This is a genomic window from Bacteroidota bacterium (assembly GCA_039821555.1).
Classification (GTDB): Bacteria; Bacteroidota; Rhodothermia; order Rhodothermales; family Rubricoccaceae; genus JBCBEX01.
Map to the genome: position 1 here is coordinate 394312 of JBCBNX010000003.1, position 19218 is coordinate 413529.

Annotated in this window: 19 protein-coding genes; 12 read left to right on the plus strand and 7 right to left on the minus strand. The window is 62.7% G+C overall.

The features are described 5' to 3' along the window. The first annotated feature begins 179 nt into the window (after positions 1–179). The 7 genes from AAFU51_05950 to AAFU51_05980 all read left to right on the plus strand — a co-directional run bounded on the left by AAFU51_05950 (position 180) and on the right by AAFU51_05980 (position 7400). Complete coding sequence (locus AAFU51_05950; protein ID MEO1570792.1) at positions 180–1337, plus strand: RHS repeat-associated core domain-containing protein; 1158 nt, start codon at positions 180–182, stop codon at positions 1335–1337. An 11-nt stretch (positions 1338–1348) separates the two neighbouring features. After that, positions 1349–1729 carry a hypothetical protein gene (locus AAFU51_05955; GenBank protein MEO1570793.1) on the plus strand — a complete coding sequence of 127 codons (381 nt, stop codon included), beginning with the start codon at positions 1349–1351 and terminating at the stop codon, positions 1727–1729. Positions 1730–2409: 680 nt separating this feature from the next. Then, positions 2410–2853, plus strand: a complete 444-nt coding sequence (locus tag AAFU51_05960) for a type IV pilin protein (GenBank protein ID MEO1570794.1) — start codon at positions 2410–2412, stop codon at positions 2851–2853. Positions 2854–3013: 160 nt separating this feature from the next. Then, on the plus strand, positions 3014–3535 hold the full coding sequence (locus tag AAFU51_05965; protein MEO1570795.1) for a prepilin peptidase: 522 nt from the start codon (positions 3014–3016) through the stop codon (positions 3533–3535). A 142-nt stretch (positions 3536–3677) separates the two neighbouring features. Next, the gene (locus tag AAFU51_05970) at positions 3678–5195 is read left to right on the plus strand and encodes a hypothetical protein (GenBank protein ID MEO1570796.1); all 1518 of its coding nucleotides are present in this window, start codon (positions 3678–3680) and stop codon (positions 5193–5195) included. A gap of 70 nt (positions 5196–5265) precedes the next feature. Further along, complete coding sequence (locus tag AAFU51_05975; GenBank protein MEO1570797.1) at positions 5266–5565, plus strand: hypothetical protein; 300 nt, start codon at positions 5266–5268, stop codon at positions 5563–5565. A gap of 707 nt (positions 5566–6272) precedes the next feature. Beyond that, entirely contained in the window at positions 6273–7400 is a 1128-nt protein-coding gene (locus AAFU51_05980; GenBank protein MEO1570798.1) for a type II secretion system F family protein, read from the plus strand. A gap of 271 nt (positions 7401–7671) precedes the next feature. Here the strand turns inward: AAFU51_05980 and AAFU51_05985 are convergent, their stop codons facing one another. Further along, a complete protein-coding gene (locus AAFU51_05985) occupies positions 7672–9087 on the minus strand; it encodes a family 16 glycosylhydrolase (GenBank protein ID MEO1570799.1) in 1416 nt (471 codons plus the stop codon). Between the two features lie 312 nt (positions 9088–9399). Between AAFU51_05985 and AAFU51_05990 the strand changes: the two genes are divergently transcribed. After that, on the plus strand, positions 9400–10236 hold the full coding sequence (locus AAFU51_05990) for a hypothetical protein (GenBank protein MEO1570800.1): 837 nt from the start codon (positions 9400–9402) through the stop codon (positions 10234–10236). 7 nt (positions 10237–10243) lie between these two features. On the opposite strand, the gene AAFU51_05995 is transcribed toward AAFU51_05990, so the two are convergent. Beyond that, complete coding sequence (locus AAFU51_05995) at positions 10244–12319, minus strand: ATP-dependent helicase (GenBank protein MEO1570801.1); 2076 nt, start codon at positions 12317–12319, stop codon at positions 10244–10246. A 170-nt stretch (positions 12320–12489) separates the two neighbouring features. Here AAFU51_05995 and AAFU51_06000 point away from each other — a divergent pair, with 170 nt between their 5' ends. From AAFU51_06000 to AAFU51_06015, 4 genes are all read left to right on the plus strand, one after another. After that, positions 12490–13608 carry a bifunctional oligoribonuclease/PAP phosphatase NrnA gene (locus AAFU51_06000; GenBank protein ID MEO1570802.1) on the plus strand — a complete coding sequence of 373 codons (1119 nt, stop codon included), beginning with the start codon at positions 12490–12492 and terminating at the stop codon, positions 13606–13608. A gap of 102 nt (positions 13609–13710) precedes the next feature. Then, positions 13711–14601 (plus strand): inositol monophosphatase, encoded by an 891-nt coding sequence (locus AAFU51_06005; protein ID MEO1570803.1) that lies wholly within the window; start codon positions 13711–13713, stop codon positions 14599–14601. Positions 14602–14812: 211 nt separating this feature from the next. Further along, entirely contained in the window at positions 14813–15163 is a 351-nt protein-coding gene (locus AAFU51_06010; GenBank protein MEO1570804.1) for a PadR family transcriptional regulator, read from the plus strand. Between the two features lie 11 nt (positions 15164–15174). Beyond that, a complete protein-coding gene (locus AAFU51_06015; GenBank protein MEO1570805.1) occupies positions 15175–15924 on the plus strand; it encodes a M23 family metallopeptidase in 750 nt (249 codons plus the stop codon). A 54-nt stretch (positions 15925–15978) separates the two neighbouring features. Here AAFU51_06015 and AAFU51_06020 read toward each other — a convergent pair whose 3' ends face one another. The 5 genes from AAFU51_06020 to AAFU51_06040 form a co-directional block, all read right to left on the minus strand. Then, positions 15979–16245 (minus strand): type II toxin-antitoxin system RelE/ParE family toxin, encoded by a 267-nt coding sequence (locus AAFU51_06020; GenBank protein ID MEO1570806.1) that lies wholly within the window; start codon positions 16243–16245, stop codon positions 15979–15981. Further along, entirely contained in the window at positions 16242–16451 is a 210-nt protein-coding gene (locus AAFU51_06025; GenBank protein ID MEO1570807.1) for a hypothetical protein, read from the minus strand. The genes AAFU51_06020 and AAFU51_06025 overlap by 4 nt, the downstream gene beginning before the upstream one ends. An 80-nt stretch (positions 16452–16531) precedes the next feature. Continuing rightward, on the minus strand, positions 16532–17374 hold the full coding sequence (locus tag AAFU51_06030; protein ID MEO1570808.1) for an alpha/beta hydrolase-fold protein: 843 nt from the start codon (positions 17372–17374) through the stop codon (positions 16532–16534). Between the two features lie 227 nt (positions 17375–17601). Beyond that, positions 17602–18162: a hypothetical protein gene (locus AAFU51_06035; protein MEO1570809.1), complete on the minus strand. Its 561-nt coding sequence runs from the start codon at positions 18160–18162 to the stop codon at positions 17602–17604. Positions 18163–18166: 4 nt separating this feature from the next. Next, positions 18167–18769 carry a hypothetical protein gene (locus AAFU51_06040; protein ID MEO1570810.1) on the minus strand — a complete coding sequence of 201 codons (603 nt, stop codon included), beginning with the start codon at positions 18767–18769 and terminating at the stop codon, positions 18167–18169. Between the last annotated feature and the right edge of the window lie 449 nt (positions 18770–19218).

The window sequence follows — 19218 nt, forward strand, 5'->3', positions numbered from 1 at the left end:
TAAAATGATATATCGTTAGTCTTAATTCTCCCTGGCGTTGTTATTGAGATGTGCGTAGAGCGCTGTTTCTAGTAGAGGTGATCTACGGCGTCGCGTCGCAGGAGACTACGGACTACTTGTGTGCGCACGCCTACTGCAACGGCAAGCTCGACTTCGTCTCCACGGCGCAGGGGCGACTCGTGCCCTTCCGCTTCAAGGTAGTCTTGTCACCGCAGCCCGTCGATTTCCTCTTGCCCGACATTCTGACGCCGATCTCAGCGGTGGGGCGTATCGCGTCGGCAGAAGCAGACACGGTGGCAGTGCTGAAGAAGGAGTCGCAGCTGGTGGGGGTCAACAAGTTCATGCGGCTGTGGTCGCACGAGTACGTGCTGCGGGACCACCTGGGCGGGATGCGGGTGCGGTTCCGCGCGGGGAGCCAGACGGCAAGCCCAACGGCTGTGGTGTACCAGTACGCGAGCTACTACCCGTACGGGCTGGAGCACGGAGGGCAGAGCTACAGCCGGGGGGACCGGGACGACGAGCTATTCCACGGGAAGCGGCTGGACGAGGGGCACGGGCTGGACTGGCACCACTACGGGTGGCGGTACTACGACGCAGAAATCGGGCGATGGACAATGGTGGATCCAGCGGACGAGTTCTCCACAGCCTATGCATACGTAGGAGCAGACCCTGTAAACTTTACTGACCCGGATGGTGCACAAGCTGAATGTGCCTCCCATCGCAATATTTGGGGGCCGTGTGGTGAAGGTAATGGTAGGCGGCAAAATTCTATACTAGAAGGCTACCCGCTAGATCATCACTTCGAAACGGAAGCGGCTCAGAAATTTGCTGGAAGAAGAAGGGAGGCTATGGTTGGAATGGAGGCACCTGCCGCTTCTTTAGCAGCACTGAAGGGTGTTCGTGATATATTTTTGGCGCTTGATAGTACTCCATTATTAGGTGTGCCGGGTAATAGAAAAGAAAATGGAGTGCGACATTTGGCATTTGCCATATACGCAACTCAGAGAGTTGGTTACGAGAATGCACAGCTTATATTGCATGGCCACGAGGTGTATCCAACTGCCATGTTTGAGGATTATGCAGACTTGACAATCATGCAGCAAGATGATCATGTTGATATGTTAAACAACTATATAGGCGTAGCTCATGCATTAGGTGGGGGCGATGAAACTGCGAGTGTTGGGGGGGCACTCTTTGACGCATTGCACATAGCTAGGGATTCTGGATTTTATATGATTGAAGTTGGGGCGAATAGGGATAGAATTCATTATCAGCTTACTGATATTGAATATGATACACTTTACAACCACTTTGTCGACCTTGGATACGAGGAGTGATTATGCGTACTATGATAGTATTTTCGATAGTATTTTTGGTAGCAGGATGTCGCAGGGATAATTCCTATGTGTCATCTGAAATTTATGATCGATTAAATTATCACAACATATCAGATCCTGTGAAAATAAGCATAGATGAAATAATACCTTTTGATATTAATAGTTTTCGAGTTTACAACGAAATTCGAGAAGAAGATTCGGATGTGGAATGCACAAGATTGTATGAAAATGAACAATTGATTACTTATAAATATATGGGAATTACTATGTGTGAATATATAGGGTATAATATAATATTTGAATTCTATAATGATAATATAAAAATATATAGGGGAGATAGTGTTTTAGTGTCAAAATCCGCCGCCAATGGATATGCTATATTTTATGAATAGTCTAAGCTTAATCGTTCTGAACATCTAGTATTACTTATCGTACAAAATTAAGATTAAAATATAAACCCATGGAATATCAATCTCGTGCAGAATTCACAAATGTGAATTATAATTTTCTGCTGTAATTATGGAGAAAAATTCTGGTAAAGAATGTTAGGTAAATAGATCAGAAAGGACTTGGGTGCAGAGTTGGGTCGATCTTCATCGGCACCATTTGTGGTCTTTGTGTTTCGGCCGGTAGGGTGAAATAACTTGGCGAATACGATGAAACGTAATCCTGGATCATTGCAGTCTTAATTGAGTGGTCTACTCTTTGGCCAAAAGTAAATCATCGAGTTTAGAATCTGGGATACTTATTAGTAAAAAAATTTTAATAGATACATAATTATAAATATAAAGCTAGCATAAATTATATTCATTAATATTGATAATTATTCGATGGGAATACTTGTGTAGCTGTGTGCAGATTGTTGAGCTATGCTTAGCAAGGACGTGAAGTGATAGAGGAAGGGGCTTCGCAGAAGACCGTTGACTAACTTGGAGTGTCCGTCTACCGCAACGGCACCCTCTACTTTGTCTCGACAGCCAAACGTCTATGGACAGGCTGGATATAGGCTTGACAACAGGTGGAGCGGCTCGTACCTAACACGGTATTGCCTCGCTAATCTTGCCGTGCATTCATGTCTTTTCTCCTAAGCCTTCGGCGAGTATCCCGTAGCAGAAACACTCTTCACGAAGAGGCGGGGTATTCGCTCACGGAACTGCTCATCGCCATCGTCATCATCGGTATCCTCGCGCTCCTGGCGATACCGCGCTTCATGGGCGTGACCTCGCGCGCCAAGATGGCCGAGGCCAAGACGATGCTCTCGACGCTGCATGCTTTTCAGCAGGCGCACTACTACGAGATGGACCGCTACGGCCCGTCGCTGGACGCCATTGGCTTCGAGCAGGTCCCACTCCTGGACGAGGGGGGCACGGCACGCTACGTGATCGCCATCGAAGCGGCAGACCGCGCCGCCTACGTCGCCACGGCTACGTCCACCGTGGACTTCGACAACGACGGCACGTTCAACGTGTGGGAAGTGACAGAGTCCGGCGTCATCACGCAGCGCGTCGCGGATTAAGGCCAGTCGGCTTTGCATGTGCCTGCTTCGGCCACGTCTACTCAGACCCATGGGAGAGCCTGCGCCTACCGATGCCTGTGCGAGTACCGGGACGCCGCAGGGTGACAGGGCGGAAGCGTCGAGCAGTCAGACACTCTGGGCACGGCGCAATGCTCCAGCCATGCTGGTCTCGTCGGCCGTCGTGGGCATGGCTGTCGGCGCACTGGTACCGCCGTTGTCGGCGCTGCCGGTCCTCCTCGCGTTCCTCGGCCTCGCCGCAGCGTTCGACCTCCGGTCGGGGCTGATCCCGAACGCGCTGACGCTGGCCGCCACGGCGTTTGCCCTTACTGTGTGGGTGTCGCCGCCTTTGGCGCTGGGGCCGCTTTCAGCAGCCTTCACAGCAGCCTCTACGCTCACGTTGCTGCGCCTGGGAAGTACCGTCTGGCTCAGCGCACCCGGATTCGGGTGGGGAGACGTGAAACTCTCAGTGCCTCTCGGTCTTGTCCTGGGGTGGTCCGTGCTATGGGCGCTCTACCTTGCGGTTGTTCTAGCGGCGATTGTTGCCGTCTCTGGACTCGCCACCGGACGTCTCACCCGCCGCAGCCGCATCCCCTTTGCCCCATTCATCCTCGGCGGCACCCTCCTTCACCTCGCGTTTCCCCTCGGGGTCGTACTCGACTGGGTCGCTGCTCTGACGCTCTAGCAGTCTGCTTCGTGCTCTGAGGCGCTCGGCGATCACGTAGCTTGCCCGCGAAGCGATACAGCCACGACACCTGAGTAGTCCATCTGTGCGTTTGCCAAGGACCAAAGACCAGAGACCAACGACTGAATCCGGCAGTGGCCTGGTGACAGTCCTCGCGATGACGGCCGTCGTGACGACGCTCGTCGGGGTCGTCCTCGCGCTCTTTGTCACGCAGCACCGCTTCGTCCAGCGCGACGTTCAGCGCACGGAGGCCCTTTACTTGGCCGAGGCAGCCGTCTACCAGGCGCTCGCTCGTCTCCACGTTGACCCTGACTGGCGGCCCGTCGGAGACAGCCTCGCCCCGATCCTATTCCCGGCACCGCGCGGAGCGAGTGAGCGGACACGTGACCCAGCGCCACGCATCTGGGCGCGTCCGCTCGGCGGCTTTTGGCAGATCCGCGCCGATGCTCAGGTGGGCAGGGCCATAGTCTCACTCCGCACGCGTTTCGGAGAGTCCCCGACCCGTCACTTCGACCAGGCGCTCGCACTCGGGGACACACTCTCTGCGTTGACGCTCACGGAAGAGGCTCGCATCGTGGGTGGCGTTCGGATGGGAAGTCAGGGCATACGCACGGCTCCGCTCCGAGGAAGACCGTTTCAAGGATCAATTCAAGGTGGGGCAGTTCAGGTAAACGAGGACCCGCTTCCGCGCTTTGCCTCACGCCTGTTCGATGAGACGATGGATCGCCTGGACGGATACCTCACTGAGGCCCTACGTGTAGCAGGCGACCCGCTGCCAGGCAGCCGCGACGAGGAGGGCACGCTATTCCCGTGGCCGGCAGCCCTGGACCCCAACGTGAGCGACATCGCAGCCGAGGGGCTGTTCACGGACTCGCTTCATGTCTTGGTCGGTCGGGGAAGTGTAGCGCTCACGCCCGAGGACAGCCTCCTCCTGCGTCGCCCCATCATCTTGCTCGTGAACGGCGATTTGACGCTGACGGGGCCGCTGCGCTTCGCACCGGGTTCCACCCTGGCCGTCACAGGTGATCTCACGTTCGACCCCGAGGTAACGGGCCAGGAGTTGCTCGTCTATGCCCGCACTATCGCCGCGAACGGTGCCAACTTCTCAGGCCAACTGCTCGCGCGCGATGGCGTGCGTCTCGATGGCCGCTGCCGTCTGGCGTATCCGTCGGTCGTCTACGTGGAAGGGCAGGACGGTGCTCAGGCAGACGCAGGCCGCACGCAAACGGGAAGTGTGGACGCAGAGGTGGAGGAGGAGGGCGTGCGGTCTGACGCGCCGCAGGGCCTCGTGGTGGCGTCGGCGTCGGCGGACGGCACGCTGCTCTACCCCGCGCTAGGAGGTGTCGCGGCAGGACAAGGAGCGTCCGTGCAACTCGAAGAGGAAGCGCGCATCCGTGGCGCGGTCTATGCCAACACCCGCACGGAGACGTCGGCCCGCCTGGACGGCACGCTGCTGACGCGTCAGCTCTACTTCTACGAAGCCCCGGCCACCTACATCAACTGGCTCCGCGCAGGCACACTAAACCGCCTAGCGCGGCCTGAATCATTCGTCCTGCCCATTGGCTTCGATGCACCTCCGTCGCTGCGCCGCACGGACGAGCCGCGCTATGAAGTCGTCTCCTGGCAGGAGCAGATCACGATAGCTCGCACCGATGTTTGAGCGAAGCCTTCCAAGACGACGTTCCCGCGTCTCTGGTAACGAGGCGGGTCACACGCTTGCCGAGTCGGCTGTGGCAGTCGCGCTCCTGCTCACGGTCTTAGTCCCTGCGGCGATGTTCCTCGTCTTCCTCACGACGCAGCCTCGCACGGCTCACCAAGCTGAAGCGCTTGCCTTAGCGCAAGCCTATCTGGAGGAGACCATCGCCACGGAAGATTTCGAGGACGCGACTACCCGAACATCGGATGCGGCCTGGACACTGGAACGCTCTGTTGCATTCGAGGGCGACCTGGCTCTCGTGACGGTCGCTGTCTACCGTCGCGATCGGCCAACACCGCTGGTCACGCTCCGAACGGCTCGTTTAGCTCCCTGACCCTGTGACCACAAAGTCTCCGAGCCGGTCTGTCATGTCTTCCTCAGTAAGTAGGGACGAGGGGGGATATACCCTCATCGAAGGCGTCATCGCGCTTGCGCTCGTTGCGGTGATCGCCGTGGCCGTCTTTGCCGTGTATCTCGTTGCAGCACGCCAGGTGTCTGCGTGGCAGAACCAATTTGCCGCGACGAACGACGTGCACCTCATTCAGCAGCGTCTAACGACAGACCTGCGCCGCGCCCAGTCCGTAGTGCTCCTGAGTCCCGATGGCGTCACTGATGTTGGGGCAGAGCCCCAGCGACTGACGTCTGACCACACCCTCGTACTCGTTGGTGCAGACAGCGTTGTCACGTCCTACACGCGTACGGATTCAACCTGGCTCCGCAACGCGCGCCCGACACATACTGATGCACTTATACTGACACAAGCTGCAATGGAGCGTGCTCAACGAGGTAATGACGGGATGCTCCGCCCGTTGCGCGGTGCAGAAGCGCTCACAAAGCCTGTGCTCACAACCGTCCAGCTGACGTTTGTATCGGGTACGGATACGACGATCGTGAAGGCCCAGAGCGTATCGCGACACCCTCAGCGATGGCCGACGAGCGGGGCGTGATCGCCTCCGTTGCGAGCGACTCAGTTCGAGGGTAGTGGCTTGGCTGGTGGGGTAGCCTGCACGAACTTCCGCACGTCACCTGACGCGGATTCACATGCATGATCTTCCTCCTGCCTTACGCCGAAGTCGCAGGCAAGGTCGTGCCCAGAAGGGAGGAGAGGGCTCACTGCGCACTCTACTAGGCCGCAGGGTCCCAACCCGTGCGCTCGCTGACGCAACGCGTAGCCTCGCGGTCATGGTAGCCGCGCGCCTTCCGCTTGTCGATGCGCTCCGCACGACCGCCCGTCAATCAGACCATGATCGTCTCGGTGCTGTCCTCTCTGACGTAGCTCGTCGGGTGGAGCGTGGTCAACCGTTTGCGGCGAGTCTAGAACGTCACCCCAAGGTCTTCAGCCCGCTCTTTGGCCAGCTCGTCCGCGAAGGCGAAGTCGCAGGCGCACTCGACGCTGTGCTTCTTCGTCTAGCTGACCACCTAGAGAAGGCGGAGGCGCTGCGTCGCAAGGTCCGTATGGCGATGATGTACCCGGCGATCGTCCTCGCCGTCGCGTTGGCAACGGTGGCGTTTCTTCTCACCGCGATCGTCCCCACCTTCGCGGACATGTTCTCGGACTTCGGAGCTGAGCTACCTCTCCCAACGCGCATCGTGCTCGGTGTTACGGACGCTCTCCAGGCCTATGGCTGGATCGTGCTCCTCGCATTGGTCGGAGTGGTTGTGCTTGCTCGGGGACTGCGCCGGGATCCGCGGGTCCAGCGTGCAGCGGAGCAGGTTCGTCTACGGTTGCCCGTGTTAGGTCCGCTCTATGCAAAAGGGTTGACAGCGCGCGTTTGCCGCACCCTGGGGACGCTCGTTGAATCAGGCGTGGCGCTTGACGAGGCTCTCCGCGTAACCGCGACCTCGTCGGAGAGTCTGCTCGCCCGCGAGGCAACCGCCGAGATGCGCCGCCGTGTCGTGCGCGGTACCTCGCTGGCCGCTCCGATGGCGCGTGCGTCGTTCTTTCCGCCGATGGTGGTCCAGATGGTGAGCGTGGGGGAGGAGACGGCGCGTCTGAGCGAGATGCTCCTGCATGTCGCGCGGCACTACGAAGCTGAGGTCGATGCAGCAGTAGAGGCCCTTGCCTCGGTGATTGAGCCGCTCTTGGTCGTCGTGCTCGGTATCATCGTCGGTGCAATCCTCGTGGCGATCTATCTCCCGATGTTCGAGCTGACGAACGTCATCCAATAGAGAGCCTGAGTCAGCAGACCTTGGTCTCAGCGGACTCGAAGACTGTCCTGCGAGAAGTAACTCAGATCAAGAGGTTATTACCCTAGCCTGTACCTGGTATGGTGTCGGCACATTGCATAGGCAAAGCGAATAGGTATTTAGGCGAATAGGTATCGAGTCCCCCTCCGGGTACGCAACAGGGCGAGGGCGCTACCGACGCGCTCTCGCCCTGCCGTTTGGTCTCATCGGTCATGGGGACCCACCGGGAGCCCCCGCGCGGTGCAGGCCTCGCCTAGCGCCGCGCCGCGTCGAGCGTAGCCACGTCGTCGGGCAGGATGTCCGTCGACTCGTAGACGCGCACGTAGTCGACCTCCATGCGCACGGGGAAGATGCTGTCGTCGATCGGCCCGCCGGCGCGGCCCCACGCCCCGCCGATGGCGAGGTTGAGGATGATGTTGTACGGGTGGTCGTAGGGCCACGCGCGCCAGCCGGTGCCCTCGTTCATGTAGGTGAAGTAGCGCGTCCCGTCGAAGAAGATGTCGATGCGCTCGGGCGTCCATTCGAGCGCGTAGACGTGGAAGTCGCCCTCGGCGTCGACGGTCTCGATGCTGCCCTTGCGTTGCTCCCAGTTGCGCCAGTAGTAGGCCTTGTTGTGGACGGTGCCGTGGACGTGGTTCATGTCGTAGCCGACGTGCTCCAGGATGTCGATCTCGCCGGAGTTGGGCCACGCGTCGCAGGTGGGGCTGCCCTGCCAGTCGTCGGGGGCTTCGCAGGTGGTGGCGTAGCGGTAGGGGTCCGTCGGGAGCATCCAGACAGCGGCCCAGGTGCCCTGCCCGGCGGGCACGCGTGCGCTCACCTCCACACGGCCGTAGAGGAGGTCACCCTTGCCCTCGGTGTGGATGCGGCCGGACGTGTACTCGGCGTTGTCGTACTGTTCCTTGTGCGCCTCGATGACGAGCACCCCGTCCTCCTGGCGGACGTTCTTGAGGCGGTCCGTGTAGGCCTGGTCCTCGTCGTTGACCTTGCGGGCGGGCCAGACGTTGTAGGACCACCGCGTCGAGTCCGGTGCGCCGACGCCGTCGAAGTTGTCCTCCCAGGCGAGCGTCCAGGTGCGCTGGTCCTCCTGCCGCTGGCGCACGACGATCGCGCTCAGGATCGGTTCGCTCACCACGGGCTCGAAGGCAATGTCGAGTTGGCCGTCGGTCACCTGGACGTTCTGGGCCGTGCGGGTCAGGGCCGAGTGGTGCTTCTCGTCGCGCGCCTTGCGCACGTCGAGGCTGTCGATGACGAGGGCGTCCTCGGCGCGAACGAGGAACACGCGGCTGCCGACGGGCTCGTCCTCAGGCTCGGAGAAGTGGAACGTGACGTCGTAGAAGCCGTCGGGGAGCGGGTGCGCCACGGCGAGGTCGCCGGTGCGGTAGGTGCGGTAGAGGAGGCCGTCCTGGCTGCCGAGCGTCGTGTCGATGGTGGCCGCGGTGCCCTGAACGAGGGCCTCGTCGGCGAGGTACGCCACGCCGTCAACGCCCTCGTACGCCTCGCCGCCCACGTTGACGGCCCACACGACGGCGTCGGCATACGTGATGCCCGGAGGCGTGGCGGTGGGTGCGTCGGCGGCGGTGTCGGCATCGGTACCCTGCGCGCAGCCCACAAGGAGGCCGAACGACAGGATCAAGACACAGGGCAGGAAGGAGAGAGGCGATCGGTTCATCAGGCTCGTCGGGCTAGTCGAATGGGTGGAGCACGTTGCAGCGCGTAACCGCCTGTCTTGAAGGGGGAGGCGGCACGCTCGCGGCCTAAAGATCCGCAATGAGGTCCATCAATGCAGGGGCACGAGGGCCCAGGGCCGCACATACTGCACGGTGAATCAAATTGGAAGGAGGTAGCACTGGTTAGCTATTTGACTTTATTGGGTCTGCATAGCTATGTAGTACAAAGGGTCCGCGTCCGAGCGCCGCCCCGCCGTTCTTTCCGCCTTCCGGTCGTAGGCGTCCCGCGTACGCCGGACATCCCCGAGAAGACCATGCAGGATCGACTCTCTCTCCTCCTCTTCGTAATTCTCGTCGCGGGATGGACGCTCCCTGCTGTCGCCCAGTCCACCGACCGCGTCTTTGTCCAGATCGACTACGTGGCCGTGCCGGAGGGTGGCGAAACCGACTACCTCGCCGTCGAGCGTGAGATCTGGAAGCCGATCCACCAGGAGCGCGTCCGCGCAGGCCTCATCCAAGACTGGGCCGTCCTCGAAGCGCGCCTCGCTGCCACGACGAGTGCCTACAACTACCTCGCCTTCACGATCTTCGACGACTTCGCGCAGCTCGAAAGCGCCATCCCGGGCAGCATCGTGGCGAAGGCGCACCCGGACGCGGATACCGAGGTGATGATGGACCGCACGCTCGACTCGCGCGACATCCTCCACACCGAGGTCTGGGAGCTCGTGGCCACCGTCGGCGAGGGCGGCGCCAACCGGCCCGAGGCGGCGCGCTACGAGGTGCTCAACTTCATGATGGCCCCGCCCACCGCGACGGCGGAGTACGAGGCCACCGAGCAGGACGTCTGGGGGCCGATCCACCAGGCGCGCATCGATCAGGAAACGCTGAGCGGCTGGGCCGTCTACCGCCTCGTGCTGCCCGCCGGCACCGCGGTGAACTACAACTACCTCACCATCGACTACTACACCGACCTGGGCGACTACGCCGAGCCCGTCGACGAGCCACTCATGCGCCGCGCCCACGACGCCTCCGCCGCCGAGGTCGAGACGATGATGGCCCGCACCGAGGCCTCGCGCGCGATCTACAAATCGGAGCTCTGGAACGTCGTCGAGTCCGTCGGCGACGTGCGCGTCACGTCCGCTGCGGAATAGACCGCCTTCATTCGCCGGTGCCCAGTTGCTTCGGCGTGTCCTCGGAGCCTTCGGGAAGCTGCTTCGGCGGCGTGTTTTGCTCCGGGCCCTGGTGGTCTTGGACCAGCGTCCACGGCTCCAGAACCGTCTCAGGCAGACCGTCGAGGAAGCGGGTGGGGCGGGCGAAGAAGTCGCCGGTGCGGCGGCGACGCTGGAGCATGGGGTAGCTCACGAAAAGCTGCCGCTCCGCGCGCGTGACCGCCACGTAGAGCAGCCGCAGTTCCTCGTCGATCTCGGCGTCGGAGCCGAGGCTGTACTGCGACGGGATCACGCCGTCGAGCGCCTGGATCAGGAACACGCTGTCGAACTCCAGGCCTTTCGCGGAGTGAATCGTCGAGAGGACGAGCGGCGGCTCGTCGTCCAGCGCAGCCTCGGCGTCGAGCGCGGTGAGGTCGATAGGGTCGAGCGTGAGCGCTTCGAGGAAGTCGCCGCGGCTGGCGTAGCCCTCGGCGAGGCCCGCGACGTGGTCGAGGTCTTGCTGGCGCTTCGGGTGGTCCTCGGTGTAGGTCCGCGCGAGGATGGGCTCGTAGTAGCCGAGCAACGTCTCCAGTTGCACGGGGAGGCCATCGTCTGAGGTCCGGAGCGCTTGCAGCAGCGCGGCGAGGCGCTTGATCTCCTCCACGAAGCGCGGGCTCACGAACGGCGCGTCGAGCGTGTAGGGGTCCTCGGCCTGCGCGATCCACTCGACCAACTGCGCGGCGGTTTTCGGACCGATGCCGTCGAGCAGCCGCAGCACGCGGTTCCAGGCGACGGCGTCGGCGGGGTTCTCGGCCACGCGCAAGTGCGCCAGCACGTCCTTCACGTGCGCGGCCTCGTTGAGCTTCAGCCCGCCGAACTTCACGAACGGGATGCGCCGCCGGTTGAGCTCCGTTTCGAGGTCGTACGAGTTGTAGCCACTGCGAAACAGCACGGCCATCCGGTTGAGCGGTGTCCCACCCTCGCGCTCTTCGAGGACCACCTGGCAGACGAACTTGCTCTGCCACGCGTCGTCGGGGGCCTGCACGAGCGCGGGCAGTTCCCCGGTCTGCTTCTCGGTGAAGAGTGTCTTTTCGTACTTCTCCTGCGCCTGCTCCAGCACCCGGTTGGCGAGGTCGAGGATGGGCTGCGTCGAGCGGTAGTTCTCCTCCAGCTTGTAGAGCTTCGTGCCGGGGAAGTGCGTCGGGAAGTCGAGGATGTTGCGGAAGTCGGCACCCCTAAACCGATAGATCGACTGCGCGTCGTCGCCGACGGCAGTGACGTTGCCGTGGACGGCCGCGAAGTGCCGGACGAGGTCGGCCTGCATCCGGTTCGTGTCCTGGTACTCATCGACCAACACGTGGCGGCAGCCCGCCGAGACGTGCCGCGCGGTGTCGGGATGCTGCTGGAAGAGGTGCTGCGTCTGGAGGAGGAGGTCGTCGTAGTCCATCAGCCCGTGGCGGCGCTTGTAGTCCGCGAAGGCCGTCTGGAGCGCGTCGAGGTCGTCGAGGTGGACGAGGAACTGCGGGTACTTCGCCTCCACGACCTCGTCGAGGCGCAGCGCGCGGTTGGCCGTCGCCGAGAACATCGCCTGGAGCGTGCGCTTCTTCGGGAAGCGTTTGCGCCCCGAGCCCAGCCCGCGCTCCGTGCGGATGAGGTCGATCACGTCGGCACTATCCGTGGCGTCGAGAAGCGTGAAGCCCTTCGGGTAGCCGATTTTCTCCGCGTGGATGCGCAGGATCTGGAGGCAGAAGCTGTGGAAGGTGCCGCCACGCACCCGCTGCGCGCGCCCGTCGAGGAGGTCGGCGGCGCGGTTGAGCATCTCGCGTGCCGCGCGCCGCGTGAAGGTGAGCAGCACGATCTGCTCCGGCGGCGTGCCCGTCTCGATGAGGTAGGCCACGCGCCAGACAAGCGTCCGCGTCTTGCCCGTCCCTGCGCCCGCTACGATGAGCGTCGGGCCGCCCGGGGCCGTCGCGGCGGCGTACTGCTGCTCGTTGAGCGCCCCGGCATAGTCGAGCGTCAGCGCGGCCTCCGGCGTGGCTGGGGCGTCGGGCGTCGGGTCGGGCTTGAGGACGAAGCGGCGGGCCACGGCGGGGAAGTGAGAAGTGGGGGAAGTTTGAAGGGGGAAGTGTACGCAAGGCCTCGTCCGAAGAGCCGAGCCACGCGCGCAAACTCACGAGGCGTCCCGTGCGATCCAAACGGACCCGGGAGGTGATGCTGCCCGTACCTTGGCGCTTCGTCTCTCCCAAGTGCCTCCCCATGCCCGACGCCCTTTCCACGCCCAACACCGCCTCCGTCCCTGGCGATCTCGCCACGGTCCGCGACACGCTGCTCGCCGCCGAGCGCGTCGTCATCACCTCGCACCTACGCCCCGACGGCGACGCCCTCGGCTCGACGCTGGGGCTCGCGCTCTTCCTGCGCGGCCTCGGCAAGACCGTCCACTGCTTCAACCCCGACGTGCCGCCGCGCAACCTCGGCTGGCTCCTCGACGAGTTGGGCGAGGTCGTGCAGTTCGACACCGGCGACATGGCGCACGTGCAGGCCGTCGCCGAGGCCGACGTGATCGCGGTCGTGGACACCAACGCGAAGCAGCGGCTCGGCTGGATGGGCAACAGCGTCCAGGGCGCGAAGACAACGAAGGTGCTCATCGACCACCACCCGCGCCCGGAGTCGTGGTTCGACCAGAGCTACGTCCGCACCGAGGCGGCCTCGACGGCGGAGCTGATCTACGACCTCATCGCCGCGCACGACGTATCGGCCATCGACACCGGCATCGCGACGGCGCTCTACACGGGCATCGTCACGGACACGGGCTCGTTCCGCTTTGGCGCGACGCGCCCGAGCACGCACCGCATCGTCGCCGACCTGATGGAGCGCGGCGGCATCACGCCCGAGCCGATCCACATCGCGATCTACGACGGCGTCCAGCGCGAGGACCTGCGCCTCCTGAGCCTCGCCCTCAAGACGATCCGCACGCACTACGACGGCCGCCTCGCCACGCTCTACGTCGCCCAGCAGATGCTCGACGAGACCGGCGCGCCGATGGACGCCTCAGAGCCGTTCGTGCAGTACGCGCTCAGCCTCGACGGAGTGGAGGCCGCCGTGATCTTCCGCGAGGTCAAGGGCGGTGTGAAAGCGTCGTTCCGCTCCAAGGGCGACTGCCCGATCAACGGCTGGGCCGCGCGCTTCAAGGGCGGCGGTCACCCCAACGCCGCCGGCGCGTTCGTGAGGGGCGGCGAACTCCACGCGACGATCAAGCGCGTCGTCAAGGCCGCACCCGAGCACCTCTCCGGTGCCCCGGAGGAATTCGAGGCGTCGGACACGCTCTCTGCCGAGACGATGGCCCTCCTTCAAGCGATGCGCGAGCAGGGCGGGTGATGTATCAAGGTGTGGGGGTTTGAACGTGTGAACGTGCAGGCCACCGCGCCGCGAGCTTTCTCTCGTTCATACGTCCGCACCTGCACACGTCCACACGTCCCCATGACCGACCGCGCTGCCCGTCTTGCCTTCGTCCGCGACCTTGCCGTGGAGGTGGGCGCGCTGACGCTCGACGGCTGGGGGCGTACTACCGGGACGGCGAAGACGGCGGACCGCTTCGACGTGGCGACGGAGTACGACCGCCGCGCCGAAGCGCTCGTGCGCGAACGCCTCGCGGCAGCCTACCCCGGCGAGCCGATCCTCGGCGAAGAGGATGGCCTCGAAGGCGACCCCGACGCGGCCCGCACGCGGCTGTGGGTCGTCGACCCCATCGACGGGACGCTGAACTACCAGCGCGGCCTACCGATGTACGCCGTCAGCATTGCCTTCTGCGAGGACCTCGTGCCGACCGTCGGCACGACGCACTGCCCGGCCAACCAGCAGACGTTTGCCGGGGCGACGGGCCTTGGCACGACGATGCAGATCGCCGACCGCGCGCCCGTGCCGATGCAGCCAAACGCGCATGTGCCAACCCGTGATGCGCTCTTCGACGTGACGGGGCCGGGCACCTACGCGCTCGTGGCCGCCGCCGACCGCCTCGGCGTGCCGCGCCAGACGTGGCGCTACCTCCGCAGCGCGTGCATGAGCTTCGCCTACGTCGCCGCCGGGCTGCTCGACACGACGCTGCACTCGGGTCTCTCGCTCTGGGACTGCGCCGCCGGCGACGTGCTCCTGCGCGAGGGCGGCGCCCCCGGCATCACGGACTTCGACGGGCACCCGCTCTTTCCTGACCGGCTCGCGGCCTGGTTGGACGATGCCAGCGAGACGGCCCGCGCCGCCTTCCCCGCGACGGCTGCTGCGTCCCAAGCGCTCCTCAACGGCCACGCGCTGCGTCTCGTCGCCGAGGCCCGCGCCGGTGCAGGAGGACTGCCAACCGGGCAACCGGGGCGGTAGGGCAGACGGGTTCCGTGCTCGGCTGGGGCTCCCCCCGCTTGACACGCCTGGACGGCGGTCAAGCTGTCCCCCTCGCGGGTGAGGGGGACAGTCCGAGGAGCGGAGTTCGTCAGAACGGAGGCGACGCAGGACGGGGGGAGCCGCCCCAGCACAGCGCGCCAATCGCAATGCCTCTGTTGCGTATGCATCGGAGTTCGATGTATACTCTCGCATGGATACGACGCAACTCTTCCGGGGCACGCTCCAGACGGTGGTGCTCCGGCTGCTCGCCGAGCGCGGGCGCATGTACGGCTACGAACTCACCCAGCACGTCCGCGACCGCACCGACGGCGCGCTGACCATCAGCGAGGGCGCGCTCTACCCGCTCCTCCACAAGCTCGTCGCGGCGGGTTTGCTCGACGTGGAGACGGCGCGGGTGAACGGCCGGCAGCGGAAGTACTACCACGTCACCGCCGAGGGCCGCGCCGCCGCCGCCGAGCAGGTCCGCGCCTTCGAGGCGTTCGTCGAGACGATGCGCGCCGTGCTCGCGCCGCTGCCGCCGCCTGCCCCCTCCACCTCCTAGTTCTCCTCGCTGTGCACTCTTCCACGGTACCGCCCGCCGCCACGCTCACCGACGCGCAGGTCGCCCACATCGTCGCCGATCTCAAGCGGCGGGGGCTGCTCTACGTCCCGCTCCTCGACGACCTCGTGGACCACGTCTGCTGCCTCACCGAAACGCGGCTGGCCCACGGCGACCCGTTTGAGGACGCCTACGCTGCGGCCCTCGCTGACTTCGGCGGCACGCGCGGGTTACGCCGGGTCCAGCGCCGCGCCCGCTCTGCCGCTTCGCCTCACACCACGCTTCTTCGACGCATGACCTACGCCTCCTCCGCCTTCGTGGCCCTTCTCTTCGTCGCGCTCTCGTTCAACGCGAGCGCGCAGCAGCCGTCCGCACTGCCCTTCGCGAAAGAGCACCTCGTGCGCGTCTCCGCCGAGTTCGGCCAGGTGGGCAAGATCTGGCGCACCACGCAGCAGGTGCACCGCGGCGTCGACTTCGTGGTGCCGGAGGGGACCCCGATCTACGCGACCGGCCCGGGCACCGTCGAACTTCGCGACGAGCCGCAGAGCTACGGCCTCAACATCGTCCTGACGCACAGCGAGACGTACACCTCGCGCTACTCGCACCTGTCGCGCTTCGCCGTCGAGGACGGGCAGGCCGTCGAGCAGGGCGACCTGATCGGCTACGCGGGCAACACCGGCCGCTCGACGGGGCCGCACCTGCACTACGAGGTCCTCCGCGACGGCGAGCCTGTAGACCCGAGCGGCTACTACGACCTGGACTGACGTTGCGAGGCTCGCGCTGCGGTCGCCGATAGCAAACGGCAGGGAACCTCACGCTCACGGGAAGTAGCGATAAATTTCCTTCCGGTGGAGCACCCGCACGAACTCGACCTTGTCGCCCTCGACCGCCAGCCCGATGCGGTAGTCGCCGATGCGGACGCGATAGTACCCGTCGGCCCCGCTCATCTTGCGCACGCTCGGTACGTCCGCGAGCGCGTCGGCGTCCTCGATAGCCTCGATCACGGCGCGTACCTGACTGTGAACGCGCGCATCCCGGAGCTTCTTGAGGTCGCGCAGAAAGCTCTTGCGGAACGTGACCGTCACGGTGTCTCGTCCAGCGCGGCGAAGACGGCGTCGCGGCTGACACGCTCGGTGTCGCGCCCCTCGCGGATCGCCTCGGCGAGCCCGATGTCTTCGAGCACCTCCGTCAGCACGTCGTGCAGGAGGTCGCGGCGTTCGTCCAGCGCCTCTGCGAGCGCCTGCTTGAGCAGCGCGCGGAGGTCGGACTCGGAGAGGGAAAGGTGTACCATGGCGTTCTCTGGATGGGCAGGGTGGTACCCGGCTTGAGGCGGAGGGTTCATGTCGCACCGCCTGCCGCTCGGCGGGACCTTTAGTCGTCGAAGGGCGGGGCGAAGACCGTGCGGAACGCCGCGAGCGCGGCCGGATGGTAGACTGTCCAGTGGTGCTCCTCGGGCCATGCGCGGTGGTGCAGCGTCAGCCCGGGCGGAGCGGCCTCGGCCAACGCCGCCGCCATGCGCTCCGTGAGCGCCGCGAGTTCCGGCTGCCCACTCGCGGCGAGGTACAGCGTGGCGTCGAGGTCCACGGCGTCCGTCAGCACCTCCACGGCGTCGTTCGCGAGGCGCTCCTCGTCCCACCACAGGCTCGGGTCGACAGCGATGTAGGTGTCGAACAGATCCGGCGTGCGGAGCAGGGTCTCGACGACGAACAGTCCCGCGAGCGACTCGCCCACGAGGGCCGTCTCTCCGGTTGTCCGGTACGACGCCTCGATGACGGGCATCAGCTCGTCGCGGAGAAACGCGCGGAAGGCCGCCGATCCGCCCACCCGCGGGGCGATGTCTCGATCGGACGCGACCGTGGTAGGGCCTGTGAGGTCGCGGCGGCGCTCCGTGTTCTCGATGCCGACCAGGAGGTGGGGGCGCATCGTCCCGTTGAGCGATGAGATCTGGACAAGCCCCGCGATGTGGAGGAAGTCTTCCCCGATCCCGCCGTCGGGCATGTAGAGCACCGGCAGGCGGAGCGTGTCCGAGGCGTGGTAGCTCGCCGGGGCGTACACGTTCACCCGTCGTGCTTCGCCCAACACCTCGGACTGGAGCAGAAACGTGTCGCCGATGGCAAGCTCCGCGACCTCCTCGACGCGGTCGCCGGAAACGGGTTGAGACCAGACGCCGAGTGGAAGCGCGAGCGCGAGCAGCGCTAGGAGGTAGCGGGACACGGGGCGAAAGAGGCAGGGGTTGGATAGGCAAGACCGCAGCGCTGAGGGCGCCCTGCTCTCAGTGCTGAGCTACACGCTGGATTTTTGAGGGGGACTACTCCGTGCTGAGATCACAGAGAGTCTCTCAAGCGCGAAGGACACAAGGGCGGGACGATGCTAAAGTGGCGCCGACGCTCAGACGAGCCGAGAACGCAGGTGCCCTTCGTCGGATTCCGGCAGTGAGCTAGCTAGCCGATGTGCGCGTATGTCTTTCTGGGCCACTTTTGATCTAGCTCGCCGTCAACGTATAGCCGATGGTAGTGAGGGTACAGTCTCTCAACGAGGCTCGCCCGGTCTCGATGCAGTTTGACGGAGTTGAGCCAAGAGTAAACGGTATCCATCAACTGTCCGAGTTGAAAATAGATCGAGCGCAGGTCGATAGTCCCTCTTCTGAACTCGTATCCAATGAGGTCGAACACTTCAGCCATCCTTTCTACTGCTCCCTCATCATACGGTCCTTCGGTGAACAGGTCGCTGAATGGACGCTCCATTCGATCTGCTCCTTCCATGACGACGAAGTGGCCCTCACTGGCTCCTGCGGGCTCGGAACTAGCATGGAATAGCTCTTCCCATCTCTCCAGGTCTGTCGGACGTAGCGAGTCGTGGAACAGCTGAACCATGCGGAAGCTGTTCTCCAACCGCCGTTGCCGCTGACCAGCGAGATAGGAGCGAAGTGCCAAGGACCCGCCCAGCGCCGCAAATAGGAAGGCCAGCCAGCCTCGAATCTCTCCGAACAGAGCTATGTCCACGTTCTCAGGATGGCAAAACAGTTCGCGGTTTTATGGCTCCGCCATCTTTGACACCTCCTTCCTGGCGAACCTGGAGTACCCTTTTGTCGAACCAATTTCGAAACAGTGAAACTATATGCCTATCAACTATGCGTATTCCAGTATACGAGTCCACTCCAGGCAAACCGATAATAACCTCGGAATCCGAAAGCCCCTGAATTCTAATCGTATTATCCTCAGATCCCAGAACCTCGGCGCTATTAATCGGGTCAAAGATTGATCTAAGCTGGCCTACGGATGGAGCTCTACTATTGACAATTATTTGAAAGCTAACTCCTTTTCCTGCCGCCTCCAAAACTTTGGTTCTGACGCGAGAGGAATAGTTTCCACACCCAACACACTGGACCCAAATCATATCCCCACTCTTAGACCTATCGTACATTGAAAGCATCTCCTCCAGCATCGCATCCCTGTCTAAGAACATAGAAACCTGTCTGCCAGCACCAACGACCCGACTTGCCACAGCCTTGTGCTCAGATAGCTTAAGCCTAAGGGTGACAAAGGATAGTATTACAGTTGCAAGACCAAAAATAATCGCGACTATATTATCAACTATAAATTGCAACATATCAACCTCCTATAGCCTCTATTACCCACTCCACCTTGGATGTGTCGGCAGTTCTGATTTTCCTATGCGAATGTGCTGAATCAGACCCTCCGTTAACCCATTCAGCATGGGAGCTAACAGATCACTTCGCAAGGCTTATCCTGGCCAGAAGTGAACGGCTTGGTGTAAGGCTAATCCTTCTCTCCATGAACCCAAATGACAGAGATATAATTCATAATCACAGGGCATCTTTTACTACTTTGATCCTAAACTCTGGTTATGGCCACTATGTCTACAGAGGTGTGGTCAGATCTCGAGGCCAGTCTTTCGAAGCCAAAGATCTTCAGCCTATTATTTTTAGAAATGAGATAGCTGGTTCTATTTACTCCATACATCATAGTTCTTTGCACTCTACTAGACCTCTGCCGAATCATTTGTCTCTAATTATACGGGGGCCTTCTTCGACAAGC